Source organism: Sporosarcina sp. P26b (assembly GCF_002743245.1).
Classification (GTDB): Bacteria; Bacillota; Bacilli; order Bacillales_A; family Planococcaceae; genus Sporosarcina; species Sporosarcina ureae_C.
Genome location: NZ_PDYW01000003.1, coordinates 186,425 through 203,817, shown reverse-complemented (window position 1 = coordinate 203,817; position 17,393 = coordinate 186,425). Strand labels below are relative to the sequence as shown.

The 17,393-nt window shown below is 39.1% G+C and carries 18 protein-coding genes; 6 read left to right on the top strand and 12 right to left on the bottom strand.

Annotated features, from left to right (window positions below; genetic code table 11):
• Window positions 1–169 precede the first annotated feature (169 nt).
• Window positions 170–1,054, bottom strand: coding sequence for a D-alanyl-D-alanine carboxypeptidase family protein (locus CSV69_RS04815; protein ID WP_085426248.1), 885 nt, complete (start codon window positions 1,052–1,054; stop codon window positions 170–172).
• A 425-nt stretch (window positions 1,055–1,479) separates the two neighbouring features.
• On the opposite strand from CSV69_RS04815, the gene CSV69_RS04810 reads away from it, so the two are divergent.
• Both CSV69_RS04810 and CSV69_RS17390 read left to right on the top strand, forming a co-directional pair.
• Window positions 1,480–2,940, top strand: a complete 1,461-nt coding sequence (locus tag CSV69_RS04810) for a YhgE/Pip family protein (RefSeq protein ID WP_369823938.1) — start codon at window positions 1,480–1,482, stop codon at window positions 2,938–2,940.
• The gene (locus tag CSV69_RS17390; protein ID WP_369823937.1) at window positions 2,934–3,485 is read left to right on the top strand and encodes a YhgE/Pip family protein; all 552 of its coding nucleotides are present in this window, start codon (window positions 2,934–2,936) and stop codon (window positions 3,483–3,485) included. Before CSV69_RS04810 ends, CSV69_RS17390 begins: the two co-directional genes overlap by 7 nt.
• Before the next feature lie 213 nt (window positions 3,486–3,698).
• Here CSV69_RS17390 and CSV69_RS04805 read toward each other — a convergent pair whose 3' ends face one another.
• Window positions 3,699–4,676, bottom strand: a complete 978-nt coding sequence (locus CSV69_RS04805) for a DUF5050 domain-containing protein (protein ID WP_099692851.1) — start codon at window positions 4,674–4,676, stop codon at window positions 3,699–3,701.
• Between the two features lie 232 nt (window positions 4,677–4,908).
• On the opposite strand from CSV69_RS04805, the gene CSV69_RS04800 reads away from it, so the two are divergent.
• Window positions 4,909–5,133 (top strand): hexameric tyrosine-coordinated heme protein, encoded by a 225-nt coding sequence (locus tag CSV69_RS04800; RefSeq protein ID WP_085426250.1) that lies wholly within the window; start codon window positions 4,909–4,911, stop codon window positions 5,131–5,133.
• A gap of 148 nt (window positions 5,134–5,281) precedes the next feature.
• Here the strand turns inward: CSV69_RS04800 and CSV69_RS04795 are convergent, their stop codons facing one another.
• A complete protein-coding gene (locus tag CSV69_RS04795) occupies window positions 5,282–5,494 on the bottom strand; it encodes an alpha/beta-type small acid-soluble spore protein (protein WP_085426251.1) in 213 nt (70 codons plus the stop codon).
• 313 nt (window positions 5,495–5,807) lie between these two features.
• Here CSV69_RS04795 and CSV69_RS04790 point away from each other — a divergent pair, with 313 nt between their 5' ends.
• Together CSV69_RS04790 and CSV69_RS04785 are read left to right on the top strand one after the other, a co-directional pair.
• A complete protein-coding gene (locus tag CSV69_RS04790) occupies window positions 5,808–5,972 on the top strand; it encodes an aspartyl-phosphate phosphatase Spo0E family protein (protein ID WP_099625258.1) in 165 nt (54 codons plus the stop codon).
• Between the two features lie 260 nt (window positions 5,973–6,232).
• Window positions 6,233–8,653: an ATP-binding protein gene (locus CSV69_RS04785; RefSeq protein WP_099692850.1), complete on the top strand. Its 2,421-nt coding sequence runs from the start codon at window positions 6,233–6,235 to the stop codon at window positions 8,651–8,653.
• Between the two features lie 110 nt (window positions 8,654–8,763).
• On the opposite strand, the gene CSV69_RS04780 is transcribed toward CSV69_RS04785, so the two are convergent.
• Window positions 8,764–9,090: a YnfA family protein gene (locus CSV69_RS04780; RefSeq protein ID WP_085426254.1), complete on the bottom strand. Its 327-nt coding sequence runs from the start codon at window positions 9,088–9,090 to the stop codon at window positions 8,764–8,766.
• A gap of 320 nt (window positions 9,091–9,410) precedes the next feature.
• Between CSV69_RS04780 and CSV69_RS04775 the strand changes: the two genes are divergently transcribed.
• On the top strand, window positions 9,411–10,469 hold the full coding sequence (locus tag CSV69_RS04775; RefSeq protein ID WP_099692849.1) for an acyltransferase family protein: 1,059 nt from the start codon (window positions 9,411–9,413) through the stop codon (window positions 10,467–10,469).
• Window positions 10,470–10,526: 57 nt separating this feature from the next.
• Here the strand turns inward: CSV69_RS04775 and CSV69_RS04770 are convergent, their stop codons facing one another.
• The 8 genes from CSV69_RS04770 to CSV69_RS04735 form a co-directional block, all read right to left on the bottom strand.
• Window positions 10,527–10,871, bottom strand: coding sequence for a PadR family transcriptional regulator (locus tag CSV69_RS04770; protein ID WP_099692848.1), 345 nt, complete (start codon window positions 10,869–10,871; stop codon window positions 10,527–10,529).
• Between the two features lie 349 nt (window positions 10,872–11,220).
• Window positions 11,221–12,021, bottom strand: coding sequence for a metallophosphoesterase (locus CSV69_RS04765; RefSeq protein WP_369823936.1), 801 nt, complete (start codon window positions 12,019–12,021; stop codon window positions 11,221–11,223).
• 88 nt (window positions 12,022–12,109) lie between these two features.
• Complete coding sequence (locus CSV69_RS04760) at window positions 12,110–12,310, bottom strand: hypothetical protein (RefSeq protein WP_143560798.1); 201 nt, start codon at window positions 12,308–12,310, stop codon at window positions 12,110–12,112.
• 158 nt (window positions 12,311–12,468) lie between these two features.
• Window positions 12,469–13,233, bottom strand: a complete 765-nt coding sequence (locus CSV69_RS04755) for an ABC transporter ATP-binding protein (RefSeq protein ID WP_099692845.1) — start codon at window positions 13,231–13,233, stop codon at window positions 12,469–12,471.
• 15 nt (window positions 13,234–13,248) lie between these two features.
• Window positions 13,249–13,998: an ATP-binding cassette domain-containing protein gene (locus tag CSV69_RS04750; protein ID WP_099692844.1), complete on the bottom strand. Its 750-nt coding sequence runs from the start codon at window positions 13,996–13,998 to the stop codon at window positions 13,249–13,251.
• Complete coding sequence (locus CSV69_RS04745; protein WP_099625266.1) at window positions 13,991–14,803, bottom strand: ABC transporter permease; 813 nt, start codon at window positions 14,801–14,803, stop codon at window positions 13,991–13,993. Before CSV69_RS04745 ends, CSV69_RS04750 begins: the two co-directional genes overlap by 8 nt.
• Window positions 14,804–15,772 carry an ABC transporter permease gene (locus tag CSV69_RS04740; RefSeq protein ID WP_099692843.1) on the bottom strand — a complete coding sequence of 323 codons (969 nt, stop codon included), beginning with the start codon at window positions 15,770–15,772 and terminating at the stop codon, window positions 14,804–14,806.
• Entirely contained in the window at window positions 15,762–17,342 is a 1,581-nt protein-coding gene (locus CSV69_RS04735) for an ABC transporter substrate-binding protein (protein WP_099692842.1), read from the bottom strand. Before CSV69_RS04735 ends, CSV69_RS04740 begins: the two co-directional genes overlap by 11 nt.
• Between the last annotated feature and the right edge of the window lie 51 nt (window positions 17,343–17,393).

Below are 17,393 nucleotides of genomic sequence, written 5' to 3'. Positions count from 1 at the left end.
AAAAGTACAGTAATCTACTTTGCGATTGCTTTTAGATGGGAGTCGTGTACTTACGGTGTTACAAAATCGACTCTGTAATTTCTCTTATTCTAAAAAAAGACTATCCAACCTAATCAGGCTCGGATAGTCTTTTATTATTCTTTTATTATGTTCCAACATATACAGTACATCATTTTACATAACGAGTAATCAGTTCCCTCGTTACATTAAAACGCGGCTCTGAATTGTTTCCGTCGACTTCTTCCACTCCAATCAAAACAGTAATCACACGCTGTCCATTGAAGATTCCACTTCCTGTAAAACAAGAACCTGCCGCATCGGTATACCCCGTCTTCAATCCATCAATGCCATCCATTTGCATGCGCATACCCGGTAACAGTAAATTTGTATTCCACATCTTCATTCCGTCTCTAGACATGAAGTGCGTCATGCGGGTGAATTCGAGTACTTCAGGATGCTTTTTAATAAGCCGATCTGCCATGATTGCCATTTCGTGAGCTGACGCTAAGTTGTTCTTGTTCTCGCCTCTACCGAGATAAGTGCCATCCAAACCGTGTGGATTGAAGAAAACCGTTTTCTTTAATCTAAAGGCGCGTGCTTGTTCATTCATGATCGCAACGAAATTTTCTTCCGTTCCTGCCACGATCTCAGCCAACGCAAGAGCTGCATCATTTGCTGAAATGACGGTCATCGCAGTAAAAAGTTCACGTACTGTATAGTTTTCATTTGCTTTCATCCCTAGTTTAGAAGCGCTCGCAAACTGTGCCATATCTAGCACAGTGGCACTTGGTTGATAAGTGGTTTCCCAGGAGATCATCCCATTCTTAATCGTATTCAAGACAATATATTGCGTCATTAACTTGGTCATGCTTGCGATCGGTAAAGGTTTTTTACTATTTTTTTCATATAACACTTCACCTGTCTCTGCGTTTAAAAGAATCATAGCTTTGGAAGTGGCGCTCCAATTGTCATCTATTATTTGTACGTCGTTCCATTGCGTGACGACTGCATAGATTCCTAAACAGATGAGTAGGACCAATATCAGCTTCTTCATGTATACACCTGCCTATGCTATTCATTATGAAGTAGAAGTCTGAAGTTTAATAGTGGTAATTTCTTAAGAATGAATGAAGATGATTAAAAAATATCTACGTTTACAGGTAACAAGTCTTTTTTCGCAGTTTCTCCAGTTTAGTATACAAAACTTAATCCTTAAAGCTTTTTAAGATACATCCTATTCTGTTTGAATCATAAAAATTCAGTTGAACTAGCATTTTTATGGGCACAATAGCTAATAAAAAGAGCTACTGGAGTGAGTCACAATCATGAAAACAAGCTGGAATATATTTAAATTGGATTTGAAACACATCGGTAAAAACTGGGTTGCCGCCCTTTTGATTGGCGGACTGACCATTTTACCATCTTTATGCTTGGCTAAATATATACGCAACATGGGATCCTTATGGCCACACTGACCAATTGCCTGTGGCGATTGTCAATGAAGATGAAGGCGCGATGGTACGTGACAAACACATTAATGTCGGTGAAGAATTGATCAAAACGTTACAAAATAATAAAGAGATGGATTGGTCGTTCACCACAAGCCAAGAAGCGATGGACGGTGTAGAATATGGTGACTATTTTGCGGCGATTTTTATTCCAAAAGATTTCTCCAGCAAATTGGCGACAGTCACTTCAGGTGAGCCTGAAAAAGCAGAAATTCATTACTTCGTCAATGAAAAGTTGAATTCTATCGCACCAAAAATCACAGAAAAAGGCGCTTCTGTCATTGTCGACAAAGTAAGCCGCCGCTTTATTTCTACTGTGAATGGCGTAGTACTCGATTTATTTAATGAACTGGGAATAGAAATCGAGAAGGATTTACCTGACATTCAGAAATTCGAACAATATATTTTTGACATTCAGAAGCAATTACCTACGATTCATCAGACGCTAGAAGGAATCGTGACGGATGCGAACTCTGCGCAGCACATCATCAACAAAGCGCAACAGCTACTGCCTGAGGCGAAACGCACTACGAATTCAGGACTAAAAACGATAAACGATACGATCGATCAGCTGACAACAGCGCAGAATCGACTAGAAGCGGCTGCACCGCGTATTAGAACAGATTTGGAGAAAATAGTTGCTATTACGAATGAAACGAACGATTTCCTCAAACAAATTCAGCAATTATCACTTGACTTTACTGAATGGAATCGTGCGAAACAAGCAGTGGACGATCGCGTAACAGGCAGTATGGAAAAACTAGAAGGCCTTGAGCAAGACCTTCTGAATATAAAGAATGTAGCTGAACAATTGAATGGTGAACAATCGGCTGCAACAGACGCCGCTCTACTTAAAATCGATAATCTAAAGAATTTGCTAAATGAAATTCAACAACATGCACGCACAATGGACACGCTTGTGCAAGGTGAAGAAGAACAGCTACGCAATAGTCTAAATGACTTGCAAAAGATTGCTGAAAACACAACCATCCAAGGCAGTTCATTCCTAAAAGAATATAGCGACACGATAGAACCTTACATTCGCAAACAAATATCCGGGGCATTGAAAACATTAACTAGTGCCAAAACGCTACTGACAGAAGTACAAGCCTCCATTCCTAAAGTACAGCAAACATTACTTAGTGCGGATCAACACTTGACGCAAGGTAAACAACAAGTCGAGAACGCGCTAAATCAATACCCATACGTATATGGTAAGGTGAACAAGCTCGCAAATCGCATCAAAGACATTCAAGGCGAAACGGATATTAATGAAATTATTGATTTACTGCGAAATGATCCGCAAGCAGAACGCAGCTTCTTTGAGGAACCAATTCTACTGAAAGAAACGAAGCTATTTCCAATCGAAAACTATGGAACGGGAATGACACCGTTTTATAGTTTTCGATTTGGGTCGGTTGTTTATTGTTAATTTCCTTACTATCCACGGATATTAGCCGGGAAGGTACATTCACATCAAGACAAATTTATGTAGGTCGGTTATTTACTTTCGGTTTAATTGGTTGTATACAGACACTCATCGTGACGATTGGAGATTTGGTGCTACTGGGTGTCACAGTCAAAGAGCCGGTATTATTCATTTTATTTGGTGTTTTGATCAGCGTAGTGTTCATGTCGATCGTCTATACGCTTGTTTCAGTTTTCGGAGATGTTGGTAAAGCAATGGCTATCGTCTTACTCGTGCTGCAGATTGCAGGTTCAGGTGGCACGTATCCGATTATGCTTCTCCCCTCCTTTTTCCAGTGGATCAATCCTTTCTTACCCTTTACGTACGCAATTGATCTGATGAGAGAGGCAGTTGGCGGAATCGTCTGGGCACGTGCTTTAAAAGATATGCTGTTTTTAGCGGTCGTTGGAATAGCCTTAATTAGTTTCGGTGTTTTATTCAAAGAAAAAATGAATAAAGCAAGCGACCATCTTTTGGCGAAATCAAGTGAGACCGATTTATTTCACTGAACTGCTATATATAATCTTTTTCAATTTAAACTACTACCACAAGCTTTACCTATTGTTTAAAACTTAGAATCCAGAACCCGAAGATTTACTATGACTTGATGAACGTTCTGAAGTAGTAGGTCCTGGTGAAGCATATGATTCAACTAAAATTACACGCAGCACAACAAAACCTCCCTACGCTCGTAAGGAGGTTTTATTATAAAACTAGCGACTTCAGCGCGTCTGTAAAATTCTACGCAAATAAAAAGTATCTTGTTGAACATTTTGAATTTCAAAATAAAAGGCTGCGTTATGGTACTCTGCGCTAAGCTTGGAACCGGTCAAATCTCCTACCTTCACGGCATTCTTTCCATCCTTATCCATTCGATAGAAATACTGTCTATAGGTTCCGGTGTTATCGACGAAATACACGTATTTTGTGCCAATGAATAATGCAGTCGTGTCAACAGTAGATATGCGTTGTAAGAAGTCACCGCTATAATTCATTCGGTACAAATATCTGCCATTCATTGTAGAGGTTTGATGAATAACGGAATAAATATACCCATCCCGAACAATTAGTGAATCAATGTTACTTACTTTACTAATGATTGGAACGACTTGTTGAGGAGTAGATATTTTGAATCTGGCAAAACTCATTGAATAGTCATAGGGCAGAGGAACAGTAGGTATCAAGTACGTATAGTAGAGCCAGCCGTTGTGGACCGAGAATTCTTGAATGGTGCCTTCGGATGTATACAGATGCTTATTTCCTTGACCGTTTATATTGATCTCAAAAACATTGCGCCCTGTATGATAATAAATTCTATCGTGATCAATCAAGAAGTTGCTACTGGTCACTTGAGGATATTCCCTAACTAGGGTCCCATCAAAAGAAAACCGCTGCAGCTTATTTACATCATCATTAAATATAACCATCGTGTTTTTATATAATTGGATATTGGTATAGTTTCCTTGCTTGATCAAGCGAAACTTCTTCATATCATTACTGACCTTATATATACCCAGTGTCATATCCTCTAGATGTCCTCTATTTACATAGTAATTGCTTCCGTCTTTAGCAGCAAAACTATTAACGAAATGATTATCTCCTTTTACATCATCTAACGCACTAACTTTTGATGATAGTACATTGGGGAATAGCAAACCGACAAACAGGATGACGACTATTAACCGTATCCAGCGTTTCATTTGAACATCCCTCCGTTATTTTACATTCATTATATCATTATCTGAATAATTAATCTATTATCAAAATACTAAATGAGCTTTGTTTTTCGCAAGTATATTCAGCGTATCAACTATCTGAAAATATGTACTGTATAATTTTAAATAAATTCTACTTATCAAAATAATTATGTTAATATTAATTTAACGAAATTATTAGTCAACTTAGTATTATAGCTAAAAGGGAGGAATTACAATGGCGAACTGGCTTACAAGTTTACAAACAGACACACCGCAAGAAGGTTTTGAACTGGCTATCACATTGGCTAGAAAAGGAGTCGCTTACACACAAACATCTCCGGAAGTAAGGGAAAAACTACGCCCTGAGTATGCAGAAAATGCAGATAGCTTAACTAAGGCATCACATGTGATCGCTGTTCATTTCCAGACGATTTCAGCAGCGAATAATTATTGGAAGTAAAGGTTATGGGGATTGTGTTAAAAAACCACATACTAAAAAAGACGACAATCCATTCGCAATCGAATGAATCGTCGTCTTTCATTTTTTGAGAAATCAAAGCGTATAGTGCTCATGATTTTTCATATGCTAATCTGGCTGGTTACTGCTGTTATTCCATATTACCGTTCATTTGTGATTGAGCCTGACGCACTAATCGCTTTGTAATTTCTCCGCCGACGGATCCGTTGGCACGCGATGTGGAGTCTGGTCCAAGGTTTACACCGAATTCGTTAGCGATTTCTTCCTTCATCTGGTTGATCGCCTGTTGTACGCCTGGAACTAAAAGTTGGTTTGAGTTGTTGCTGCTGTTGTTGTTTGGCATGTTGTCCACCTCCTTCTGACAATAGAATGAGCATTTTTTAAAATATCATACATCGAGTTTAAAAATGTTTTTAAATTGTTATCACATTAACAATTTGTCCGAATTACACTTACCTTTCATATGTAGTACAGCACAAGATTTTTAATTAGTCAGTTATCATTCACAGTGCTGTCATAATTCAGCAATAATTAAAATGCGAGCCAAAATCCGACATGCTTTTCATTCTGCGTTTAATATGATGTAGACGTTGCTTCTTTACTAACTAGATAACTTCTGCATAATTGAAGCGTAATTTATAGTCGGAGGAATAGAAATGAAGAGAAAAATTACTACAGTATTATTGTCATTTAGGATTAAAGTAAAAAGAATGATCATGTATAAGAAAGCAAATCTTTTCGGTTTTACACATCCAAGCGTTGTGAAAAGTAGTCGGAAACTGGATCATTTATTGAACAAAGCGCAAGGGATTTGTTCTTAACTATAGAAGTTAAAGCTTTTGTATCCACAATCATATCCTAACAAAAAGACAGTTCCGAGACTTTTCGGAACTGTCTTTTCCTATTAACTACATACCTTCCCCTTGTCAATTCTTTTTGAAATCGAATAATTTTGCCGGCTATTCGTACCTTATTTTAGGTAAATATTACTTATGAAAAAATATTGTTTGATTATTGCGTGTTCCACCTTCATTAAGGGTATAAGAAGAGTAAAGAGAAATCACGAGTGAGGTGAGTGTAATTGACAAATTTCAATGAAGAGTCCATTAAACGAAAAGCTGAATTACAACCGAATGACTTGAAGAAGGTAGTAGATTACTCCATATTTTCATTCGACTCTACGGAACATGTAGAAAAGCTGACGAATATTATCGGTCAACAACGGGCACGATCTGTGATGAATTTCGGCTTGCATGTCAATAAACCCGGATATAATCTATATGTCGCAGGGACAGAAGGTGTCGGAAAAACTTCTTTTGTTACTACCGTAGTACAGGACTTTTCAAAAAAAGAAGCTAAACTTTTTGATTGGTGTTATGTCAATAACTTCGAGGATGAGTACAAACCTAAAGTATTGAAGCTTCCTGTCGGATTAGGCAATCAACTCAAAAAATCGATGGAGCAGCTATTAAATGATTTAAAAGTAGATATTCCGAATGCGTTTAGTGAAAACAATCGACAAAAAAATCGTACATCCATCATCCAGAAATATAAAGAAAAAGTGGACCAAGTATATAAACAAACAAATGAAATAGCTACAGAGAATGGATTTATACTGAAACAAAGTGACTCAACAGTCGCTACCATTCCGATGGGCGAAGATGGACAACCAATAACCGAAGAAGCCTACGGCGCTTTAGATGATCAACAACGAGCTGCTATTGAAGAAAACTCTGCCAAACTACAGGAAATCATATTGGAAGCGACGAAAACTATACTCCATTTCGAGCAGGAGTTGAAGAAATCATTAACAGGATTTGACCATCAGACGGCCATTACGACAATCGATTTTCACATTGATGAGCTAAAAAAAGACTATAAAGACTGTCCAGAAGTCGTTCGTTATTTAAAAACCGTCAGAAAAGATTTAGCGAATAATTTCCAAGTGTTCCTGCCGAATCCAACGAAAAAAGATGAAAAGCAGTTAGGTAATCTGTTTAAAGACGAAAACCAAGCACTTAATAAGTATACAATCAACGTACTCGTTGATAATAGCGATACTACAGGTATGCCCGTAATAACAGCCGATAACCCTACTTTTTATAATCTGATCGGTAAAGTAGAATATGAAAACCGAATGGGTGTCATGAGCACTGATTTCACGAAGATAAAACCTGGCTACTTACATGACGCAAATGGCGGGTATCTTCTCATTCAAGCGAAAGATATTTTTTCAAAGAGCCAAGCATGGGAAGGTTTAAAAAGAGCATTATTAATTCATAAACTTCAAATTGAAAATATAGGCGAGCATGCTAGTATAATTGCGACAGCATCGGTAAACCCAGATCCCATTCCACTCGATGTAAAAATTATTATCATTGGCAATATGAATATTTATCAAGCCCTTTATCAACACGATGAAGATTTCCGTAAATTATTTAAGATACGCGTAGATTTTGATGTAGAAATGAAATACAACCAAGAGAATATTGCAGGATTGATTAGCTTTATTCACACGCATTGTAAAAAGCACGGACTGCGACATTTTGACCCTTCCGCTGTCGCAAAGATTATAGAATACAGCTCACGTATTGCGGGTGATCAACGCAAATTATCCACACGATTTAATCTGCAAGTCGAATTGATTTACGAGGCGGATGCATGGGCCAGCATAATGGGAGATGACCTAGTTTCCGAAAAGCATATTGAAAAGGCAATTGAAGAAAAAAGATATCGCTCCAATTTATATGAGGAAAAGATTCAAGCGAGCATCGATGAAGGGAGTATTCTAATTGATACGGACGGAGGGAAAATTGGACAAGTGAATGGCTTGGCTGTTTACAACTTAGGACAATACCAATTCGGCAAACCTTCACGTATTACGGCTACCACTTTTATGGGCAAAAAAGGCTTTGTCAATATTGAAAGGGAAAGCCAGTTGAGTGGCAATACGCATAATAAAGGTGTCTATATATTAGGTGGCTATTTAGGACAAAAGTTTGCACAAAAGTATCCATTAGTATTGACTGCACACATCGCGTTTGAACAGTCTTATGGCGGCGTAGATGGAGATAGCGCTTCAAGTACAGAGCTTTATGCGATTTTGTCTAGCCTAGCAGAAATTCCAATCGATCAAGGATTGGCTGTAACCGGCTCCGTCAATCAAAATGGCGAAATCCAACCAATAGGTGGCGTGAATGAAAAAGTAGAAGGCTTTTATAATGTATGTAAAAATAGAGGACTTACAGGCAAGCAAGGCGTACTCATCCCTCACCAAAACGTGAAGAACTTAATGCTAAACGATGAAATCATTGAATCTGTACGTGAAGGACAATTCCATATTTATAAAGTGCGAACGATTGAAGAAGGAATAGAAATTTTAACCGGTATTGCGGCTGGACAACCGAATGAACTTGGAGAGTATGATGAAGATACGGTCTATGGCAAGGTATCCGAGAAATTACGGATGTTTATGGAATTTGCGAAGGAACAAGAGAAATAAAAACATGCCTGTGGAACCCATTCATAAAAATGTGTTCTACAGGCGTTTTAATTTTACGTAGAGACATGTTGACAATTCATTTATTATGTAAAATGGAAAACGATATGTATTTAATGCCGTGGAGCGAACAATATGATGGCAACCCCTATTACGCATATGCCAGCACCTATCCAATCATATAAATCCGGCACTTTTTTATCCACTCCCCATCCCCATAAAACGGATAGGACTATAAAGACACCGCCATATGCAGCATATACTCTCCCGAATGACGGGAAATGCTGAAACGTAGCGACCACACCATATAGTGCTAGAATAATTCCTCCACCTATTCCCCAGTAAAAAGGTCTGCCTTCTCTTAACCACAACCAAATTAAATAGCCTCCGCCAATCTCAGCCAACCCCGCTACTATAAATAAAATTACAGCGTAGAAAATTTACATCACGTCCTAAAATATACTAGAGTACTTGTTCTATGCACTAAGACTTCATAAAATTATGACCTAAAACACGTACTTCTTATTATATTGATGTTGAATGAAAGATTACAAGCTGTTCTGACAAAACATATCAGGTAAAAGACATTATATACTGATCCGACAGTCTGATTAATCAGTCAACCGTAATAAATCACCAAATGAATCCAACGTATTTACAGCCAGCTTACATTCTTGAGTCATTTCGATTACATTTCATTTTTTCTGATCGATTGGTTGTACAATATAGACATGCGTTAGTTTTCTTGAGGAGCTTGATTATGAAGAATAAACGTTTATCTTGGGTAGATGTCACCAAAGGTTTTTTAATGATCCTTGTCGTAATCGGTCATTTTCCAGGTGAGCTTGATTTCCCTCTCGTTAAATATATCTATTGGTTTCACATGCCCGCCTTCTTTATTTTAAGCGGCTTATTTTTTAAGCCTGTAATTGAAAAAGGCTTAATAAAACCCACAATTCACAAGCGATTTATGCAGTTGATTGTTCCGTATTTATTTTTCTTAGTGAGTATAACGTTTATTCGCTACGGGATAGAGATCGGTTCGGGCAACTTAGATTTATCATGGTATGTACATGACATCTGGACACTTGTGGTCGGCGGTCGTTTTGTGCGTGGTGCGTACGGTGTCTTCTGGTTCGTTACAACCCTTTTCTTCACGTATTTATTCTTCTTATGGATGACTAAATATTTTAATCGAACAAAGCAAATCATTATTTTGGCGATCTTCTATACGATTGCACACTTCGAAAGTTTATTTGCGATGCATGTAATTGGAGGAGCACCTTCTACTGCGTCTCAAACGATCCCAATGATTTGGAATATCGATGTGGCATTAATGGCCGTTGTGTACTTTTCACTTGGATATTATATGAAAAGCTTTTGGATGAACGTGACGAAGAAATGGTTGATCGCAGGAGTGTTCGTCAGTGGCGCGGCGATCATACTCGATAATAGTCAAATTATTGATTATCACTTGAGTATGAAATTTTTACGTTACGATCATTTTATTCTAGACTTGGTTATTCCGCTTTCATTCACTTTGGTGTTAGTTGGCGTGTTCCAACAAGCCGCTGCTTACCTTTCGTTAAATTGGCTACAAAAAATCGAAAAACACTCGTTAACGATTATGTATTTACACATCTTTACGGATATCTTGTTAAATGATTACTTCACCTATGGGATTATCGGATTCACAGCATTCGGTTTATTCGTACCCATCGTATTTTCTATCATTATTCAAAAGTTCCTACCACACGGAAAGCTGTTCCTTGGTGGATTTACACAGAAAAAGACTACTGGGAATCAAGTTATAACTTAAAAAGTACCTGTGCACATAACTCTGGTGAGTATTGTGCACAGGTACTTTTATGTTGTTTCAAAAAAACTCATAGTTTACATCTTCATTATGTTTAAGTTCGTCTATTTTCCCCGAAACAAATTCCCACTTAATCCAAAAATTTTCAAGTCGTTCTCTTCCTGCTGCATTGAGAGTATAAAATTTTCTTGGTGGTCCAATAACAGATGGTTTTTTCTCGATCATCACTAAATGGTTTTTCTCGAGTCTCGCAGTAATCGTATAGACTGTGCCTTCTACTATATCGGTGAACCCAAGTTCTCGCAGCTGTTGAGTGATTTCGTAGCCGTATGTTTCCCCTCGATTGATGATTTCCAAGACACAGCCTTCAAGCACACCTTTCAACATTTCAGTAATATTCTCCATAACTTCCTCCTACGAAATTTCATGAATAACTTGTAAAACCACATTAATTTTTCAGTTTTGAAACAGTAATATGTATAACTGCTTACCGGTACGTGGTATTACTTAATTATAGTATACTGTAATACTATCTACTTGTATATAGCAATACAGACTAATGGTATATAGTTATACGTACTTTTGGTATATAGTAATAGATACTACTTATATATATATCAACGCTTCCATTCGGTAAATAGTGTTACTTATTAGTTTGCGCAAGATTAAAAAGTACCTGAATACGAAACTAACATGAATGTTTACTCACTCATTTTTGTTCGTAGACAAGTACGTTTTTATTTACTAATACTCCTTATTCTTTCACTACTTCTAACGTAACCGCCACGATCTCGGGACGATTGAACATCCGTAACGGGATGATACTGTTACCAAGCCCTCTGCTTACGATCATTTGTGTTTGATCCAGTTCGTGTCTTCCTGCCGTATATTCTGGTAGAAATCCCTGATTGGGCGCTACAACTCCACCTATAAATGGAAGCCTAACTTGCCCTCCGTGCGCATGACCTGCAAACACCAGATCCAAATCGAACGTCGCGTAGAGTGACAGTAACTCTGGACGATGCGTCAATAAGATAGTGAAAGGATCTTCTTCCATTCCTTCTAACGAGTGAATAAGGTCTTTCTTTGCGATTTCTCGTTCTGCAAAACCTTCACTGTTATGTGCCGGATCATCAATGCCCGCCACGTAAATTTTTTCATTCTTCTTTTCTACTATCGCATGTTCATTTCGCAAAACGTGTACACCGGCCGCTTTCAATGATTGTTCTAGCGCATCAAATTTCCCTGACCACCACTCATGGTTTCCTGATACGTAATACACGGGAACAGAAGACGTTAGCTCTTTCATTAATTGTAAGCTCGCTCGATCTCCTGCTCTTTTACTGTCAATAAGATCGCCGGTAAAGACGACGATATCAGGTTGAAGCTTATTGATTTTCCGCGCTAATCGCTGCTGATTATGTCCGAAGCTTTTATTGTGGAGGTCAGACAAATGAACAATCTTGAATTGATCAAAATTGGCAGGAAGATTCTCTGAGCGAATGACGGTTTGGGAAATTGTGATGGAATTATTTTGAAACCAAATAAAACTCATTATAGTTAAAAGTAATATCAATGCAGACAGAAGTCTCTTTTTCACTATCAAATCAGTCCAATTCTATTGGGAGTATTTTAAAGTTGATCTATTTACTTTTTTCTTTGCTGTTGATGAGTAAACCATATCCAAAGAATACGACCAATCCACTCCAGAAAATTAAAGTTGGAGAGAGAAACGTTTGTTCTATAAGTAAATAACAGAAATAGTTAATAGCTGTGAGAAGCATATAGGTAATAAAACCTGCTTCAGCAGCGCGCTTACTGTTTACCGATTCTTGTTTATTCATCCGTTTAAAAAACATCATCTATTCACTCCATTTTTCTGTTATTCTACTATTTTACTAGTATACAATGAAAGGTTTCACATAGCCCCCAAAACCCTAAACTGTAGATTCTTAGCCGAAACACGGGTCTAACATCAACAAAAAAGCCCCCAACCAATTCGTCAGAGGCTTTCGTTTATTTGAGCTTTTATCCGACTACCTAACACGGAGTCAAATAACTGTTTGGAATACGAATGCGAAAAGTGGAATTCTCCATTTGTTTTCGTACTCTCGTCTATGATTTCCCCATCTTTCATCACATACACGCGATTACACATATACATAACGGCTTGTAGGTCGTGCGCGATAAATAATATTGTCATTCTCATTTCACGGTTTAGTTCTAGAAGTAAATCAATGATTTCTTTTTGAATTAACCGATCCAAGTTCGATACAATTTCATCACAAATCAATAACTTCGGTTCAACTAATAGTGATCGAAGCAAGTTGACACGTTGGCGTTCACCGCCACTTAATTCTGATGGGTAACGTTGTAAATGTGATTCTGATAGTTTTACTCGCGTGAGCATGTGCCGTATATGCGCTTCACGATCTCCCTTCATCGTACGAAGAGGTTCGTGCAATATTTCACGGACTGTCCACGAAGGATTCAGCGCAGCCGCTGCATTTTGGAAAATTAATTGACTGGCTTCGTAAAATGATTTTCTGTTTTTACGGGTAACGGTTTGACCATTGAATAAAATTGAGCCGGATTCTATTGATTCGAGCTGCATCACGACGCGTGCAAGCGTACTTTTTCCACTCCCACTCTCCCCAACGAGTCCTACAATCTCACCTGTATTCACAGTCAAATGAACACTGTCCAACGCTTTCTTCGTCTCAACTCCATGGCGATAGCTCTTCGACACATTCACTAAATCTAACATCGATCATCCACTCCTCTAAAAACGACTCGCAAGCAATCGCTTCGTATACGCATGAGCAGGTTGCGCAAAAACCGCTTCTACCGTCCCTGTTTCCACTACTTGTCCTCGCTGCATTACGGCCATCGCATGGGCTGCTTCAGCGACTATGTCGAGGTCATGTGTAATGAGAAGAATAGTCGTCCCGCGTTCTTCATTTAAGTTAGTCACTAATTCAATGAATTCTTTCTGCAGCACCATATCGAGTGCAGAAGTAGGTTCGTCCGCTATGAGTAACGCAGGTTCCACATAAAATGCACAAGCAATCATGCACCTTTGTAACATGCCCCCCGATAATTCAAATGGATATTGTTCGACAATATCTAAAGAGAGGCCCAAACTTTCTAGAATTACATACATTTTCGTAACGTATACATCTTTCGCATCGCCTACACGACCACCAGAAAATGCATACAGTTGATTTCCCATTTTGACAGACGGATTAAAACTGTTTGCTGCGTCCTGAAAAATAGTGAAAATATCTTTCTTTCGTATGCTTTCCATTACCTGAGCCGGCTCACTCAGTAAATTTCGACCGTCATACAAGACTTTCCCACTTACCTTCGCATTCGCTGGCAACAGTCCTAGCATGGCAGAAACTGTCATACTCTTCCCACTACCACTCTCACCGATTAATGAAGTGATTTTACCACGCGGAATCGTAAATTCTACACGGTCTATAATTGGTTGATCATTTATTTGTATAGATAGATCGCTAACACTAATCATTCACTCGCCTCCGCTCTGGGTCTTTCCATGCCTCTCCGATAAAATTGATTGAAAGAATGGTCAAGAAAATCATAATTCCCGGAAACAATGCGATCCACCAAGCGCCAATTAAAATATCATTTTGCGCGTAATATAACATATTGCCCCAGGATGGAATCGCAGGAGGAATACCGATTCCTAGAAAACTGAGCGATACTTCCGTAAAAATAGCTGCTGCGAAGTTGAAGAGCGTAATGACGAAAATAGCAGGTACGCTATTGCGTAGTAAATGGCCCCACAGTATTTTCCATACAGGCGTCCCAAACATAGTAGCCATTTTCACAAACTCCGCTTCTTTTAGTCGAATGAATTCTGAACGTACAATTCTCGCTGTAACAAGCCAGCCCGTCAATCCGATGATGAGCGCCATGCCCCACATGCCGCCTTGCATAAACACTTGAAACGCCAAAATAATGACAAGTGAAGGAATTGTGATCAATGCTTCTAACAAGCGCATCATCACAGTATCAATTACACCGCCAAAATAGCCACTAATCCCACCGTACACAATTCCGATGATCAACGATAAAATAACCGAACCGCCGGCAACCGCTAGCGTGACTCTCCCACCTTCAAGTAAGCGAGTAAACACATCACGACCCAAATGATCCGTACCTAACCAGTGATCACCACTCGGGGCGCTATACACTTCATCCATATTCATTTCATTGGATCCGAACGGGGCGAGTACACTCGAAAAGACTGTCAAAAAGACAATCAATCCAAGTAAGCTGTACCAAAACCAGAGTGCTTTCCGTGACTTCATTTACCGGACGCCTCCTTTTCGCAACTTCGGATCCATAGCGTACATGATTAAATCCAATATAAATAAACTAATGACAACGATGACGCCCGTAATCATAACGCTTCCCATTAATAAGGGGAAATCTTTTGTGACGACTGCTTTCACGGTCAGTTGCCCCAGTCCAGACCAACCGAAAAGTGATTCAACGATGATGGAACCACCAAAGAACGACGGGATGGTGATAGCGATATAATTTAAGTATGGAATCGCAGCGTTACGCATGATTCCCCTACGAATGATTGATTCTTTAACACCATTTGCGCGTGCCACTTTCACATAGTATTGTCGATTTTCTTTCTTAATGCCTTCCTGGAGAAAACGCGCATAGATTCCGACATGCGTCAAAATCATTACACTTGCAGGCATGATTAGGTGACGAATCATATCGAACAACCCACCATGTCCACTTACATCACTCGAACCAGAAGAAGGAAGTATACCTAAACTCACTGAAAAGAAGTAGATGAATAACATCCCCAGCCAAAAAGCAGGGATGGACGACGTCGCAATACTGAATGTGGAAAGTCCTCTATCCCAAATAGAACCTTCCTTCATCCCTGCTACTGTACCGAGCCAGATAGAGCCCGCTATAATGAAAAACATCGTTACACTAAATAACAGTAAAGTATTTGGTAGTCTTTCCATCAAAATAGTAGAAACTGGCCTACCTTCTTTATACGAAGTACCAAAATTCCCTTTTACGGTCTCTCCTAGCCACGCTACATACTGATAAGCAACCGGTTGATCCAATGCGAATGCATGGGTAATTCGCTCTTTTTCAGCTGTTGTGAGCGTCTGTGAATTGCCACCATAAAAAGCGGCAGCGGGATCACCTGGGGCGGCTTGCATAATAAAAAAAGAAAGGAAGCTCACGATGAGGAGGACAATTATCCCCATCGCCATGCGCTTCCCTACCCACTTAGCGGTCATTCCACTTCCACTCCTCCACATTCCAGAGGAAACCGGATCCGTGATGACCCAAAATTCGTTCTTTCACGCCACTGAGATTTTTATTGATCCCATAGACAGCATTTTCATACGCAATAAAGTCAAATGCTGGATCGTTCGCAAGTTCTTCTTGGAACTGCATATAGATCTGTTTACGTTCTTCTGGATCTGTTGTTATACATCCTTTCGCAAGCAGTTCATCTACCTTTTCATTCGAATAACTACCATAGTTATACCCTGAGCTCGTTACGCTGGATTCATCCGAATGGAATAAGATGTGCGTGTGGTGATCCGCGTCATACGGACTTCCCCAACCAACCATGAACGCTTCCGTGTCTTCAATCGTAATGGCGCTCCAATCAAGTGCAGCGACTTGTACATCTGCACCTATTTCAGTGAATCCTTCCGCAATATAATTCGCCATGTTCACACGAACGGAATCACTGGCAGGTGTAGTAATCGTAAAGGTTAGTTTTTCTCCATCTTTATAACGGAAACCATCTTTCTCTACTTTCCATCCTGATTCTTCCAGTAATGATTTCGCCTGATCTACGTCGTACGTGTACTTTTCCACTTGATCATTATTGAATTCATGGTTCTGTAGTGGTGAATAGGCGACGGAGCCATGTCCTTTTAAGATTCCTTTGACGATTTGTTCGCGGTCAGTCGCATAACTGAACGCCTTACGTACATTGACATCTTTCCAAAGATCTACATTCATATTAAACAATACGCCACGGTAATCCGCAGATTCTATATCGTAAATCGTTAAATTCTTTTCTTTTTCCAGATTTTCTACTTGCACAGGATCTAGCAAAGCAACATCCACTTCGCCCGACTTTAATTGAAGTGCACGTACGTTGCTATCTGGAATGAACTTGAATATTACTTTTTCAATGGAAGGCTTCGTTCCGAAAAAGTCGCTATACGCTTGTAATGTTAACGCGTTGCCACGATCCCATTTATCGAACATATATGGTCCTGCCCCAATTGGATGGCTATTAAAGTCTGCTGTTCTCATATCGACACCTTCAAATGCATGTGCCGGGAGAATAGGTACCGTTAATTTATCCAATAAAGGGGTGAATGGTTGTTTTAACTTGATTTCCACTTTGTAGTCATCCACTTTCTTAATGGAATCCACTTCTTCAAAATCGGATTTCAAGAACGAGGCCGTTTGATCATCCATAATACTTTCAATCGTGAACACCACATCATCCGCTGTAAGCTCTTCACCGTCATGGAATGTAATGCCTTCTTTTAATGTGAAAGTATACGAGAGTTGATCTTCGGACATGTCGAATGAATCGGCGATATCCGTAATGACTTTATTATTTTCATCAAATCGCATTAAACCGCGAAATAATAAAGCGTCTAAATTTGTTTCCTCCAAAATCGGATTCAACCCTTCGAATTCTTCTTCTGATGCATATACAAGTCGATTTTCTTTCGCTGTATCTGCTTCTTTAACCTCTTCTTTTTTGTTGCATCCTGCGATCGCTACTATAAGTACTAGTAGCACGATCAGCATGTTTTTATTCCACTTAAGCATAAAAACCTCCTGTTTAAATTATTGCGTGTACTTACTAACTTACCTATTATT

What these genes read in the sequence shown, in the direction of transcription:
- CSV69_RS04815 (WP_085426248.1), bottom strand. Translation starts at nt 1,054, where the DNA reads ATGAAGAAGCTGATATTGGTCCTACTCATCTGTTTAGGAATCTATGCA.
- CSV69_RS04805 (WP_099692851.1), bottom strand. Translation starts at nt 4,676, where the DNA reads ATGAAACGCTGGATACGGTTAATAGTCGTCATCCTGTTTGTCGGTTTG.
- CSV69_RS04800 (WP_085426250.1), top strand. Translation starts at nt 4,909, where the DNA reads ATGGCGAACTGGCTTACAAGTTTACAAACAGACACACCGCAAGAAGGT.
- CSV69_RS04795 (WP_085426251.1), bottom strand. Translation starts at nt 5,494, where the DNA reads ATGCCAAACAACAACAGCAGCAACAACTCAAACCAACTTTTAGTTCCA.
- CSV69_RS04790 (WP_099625258.1), top strand. Translation starts at nt 5,808, where the DNA reads ATGAAGAGAAAAATTACTACAGTATTATTGTCATTTAGGATTAAAGTA.
- CSV69_RS04775 (WP_099692849.1), top strand. Translation starts at nt 9,411, where the DNA reads ATGAAGAATAAACGTTTATCTTGGGTAGATGTCACCAAAGGTTTTTTA.
- CSV69_RS04770 (WP_099692848.1), bottom strand. Translation starts at nt 10,871, where the DNA reads ATGGAGAATATTACTGAAATGTTGAAAGGTGTGCTTGAAGGCTGTGTC.
- CSV69_RS04765 (WP_369823936.1), bottom strand. Translation starts at nt 12,021, where the DNA reads ATGAGTTTTATTTGGTTTCAAAATAATTCCATCACAATTTCCCAAACC.
- CSV69_RS04760 (WP_143560798.1), bottom strand. Translation starts at nt 12,310, where the DNA reads ATGAATAAACAAGAATCGGTAAACAGTAAGCGCGCTGCTGAAGCAGGT.
- CSV69_RS04755 (WP_099692845.1), bottom strand. Translation starts at nt 13,233, where the DNA reads ATGTTAGATTTAGTGAATGTGTCGAAGAGCTATCGCCATGGAGTTGAG.
- CSV69_RS04750 (WP_099692844.1), bottom strand. Translation starts at nt 13,998, where the DNA reads ATGATTAGTGTTAGCGATCTATCTATACAAATAAATGATCAACCAATT.
- CSV69_RS04745 (WP_099625266.1), bottom strand. Translation starts at nt 14,803, where the DNA reads ATGAAGTCACGGAAAGCACTCTGGTTTTGGTACAGCTTACTTGGATTG.
- CSV69_RS04740 (WP_099692843.1), bottom strand. Translation starts at nt 15,772, where the DNA reads ATGACCGCTAAGTGGGTAGGGAAGCGCATGGCGATGGGGATAATTGTC.
- CSV69_RS04735 (WP_099692842.1), bottom strand. Translation starts at nt 17,342, where the DNA reads ATGCTTAAGTGGAATAAAAACATGCTGATCGTGCTACTAGTACTTATA.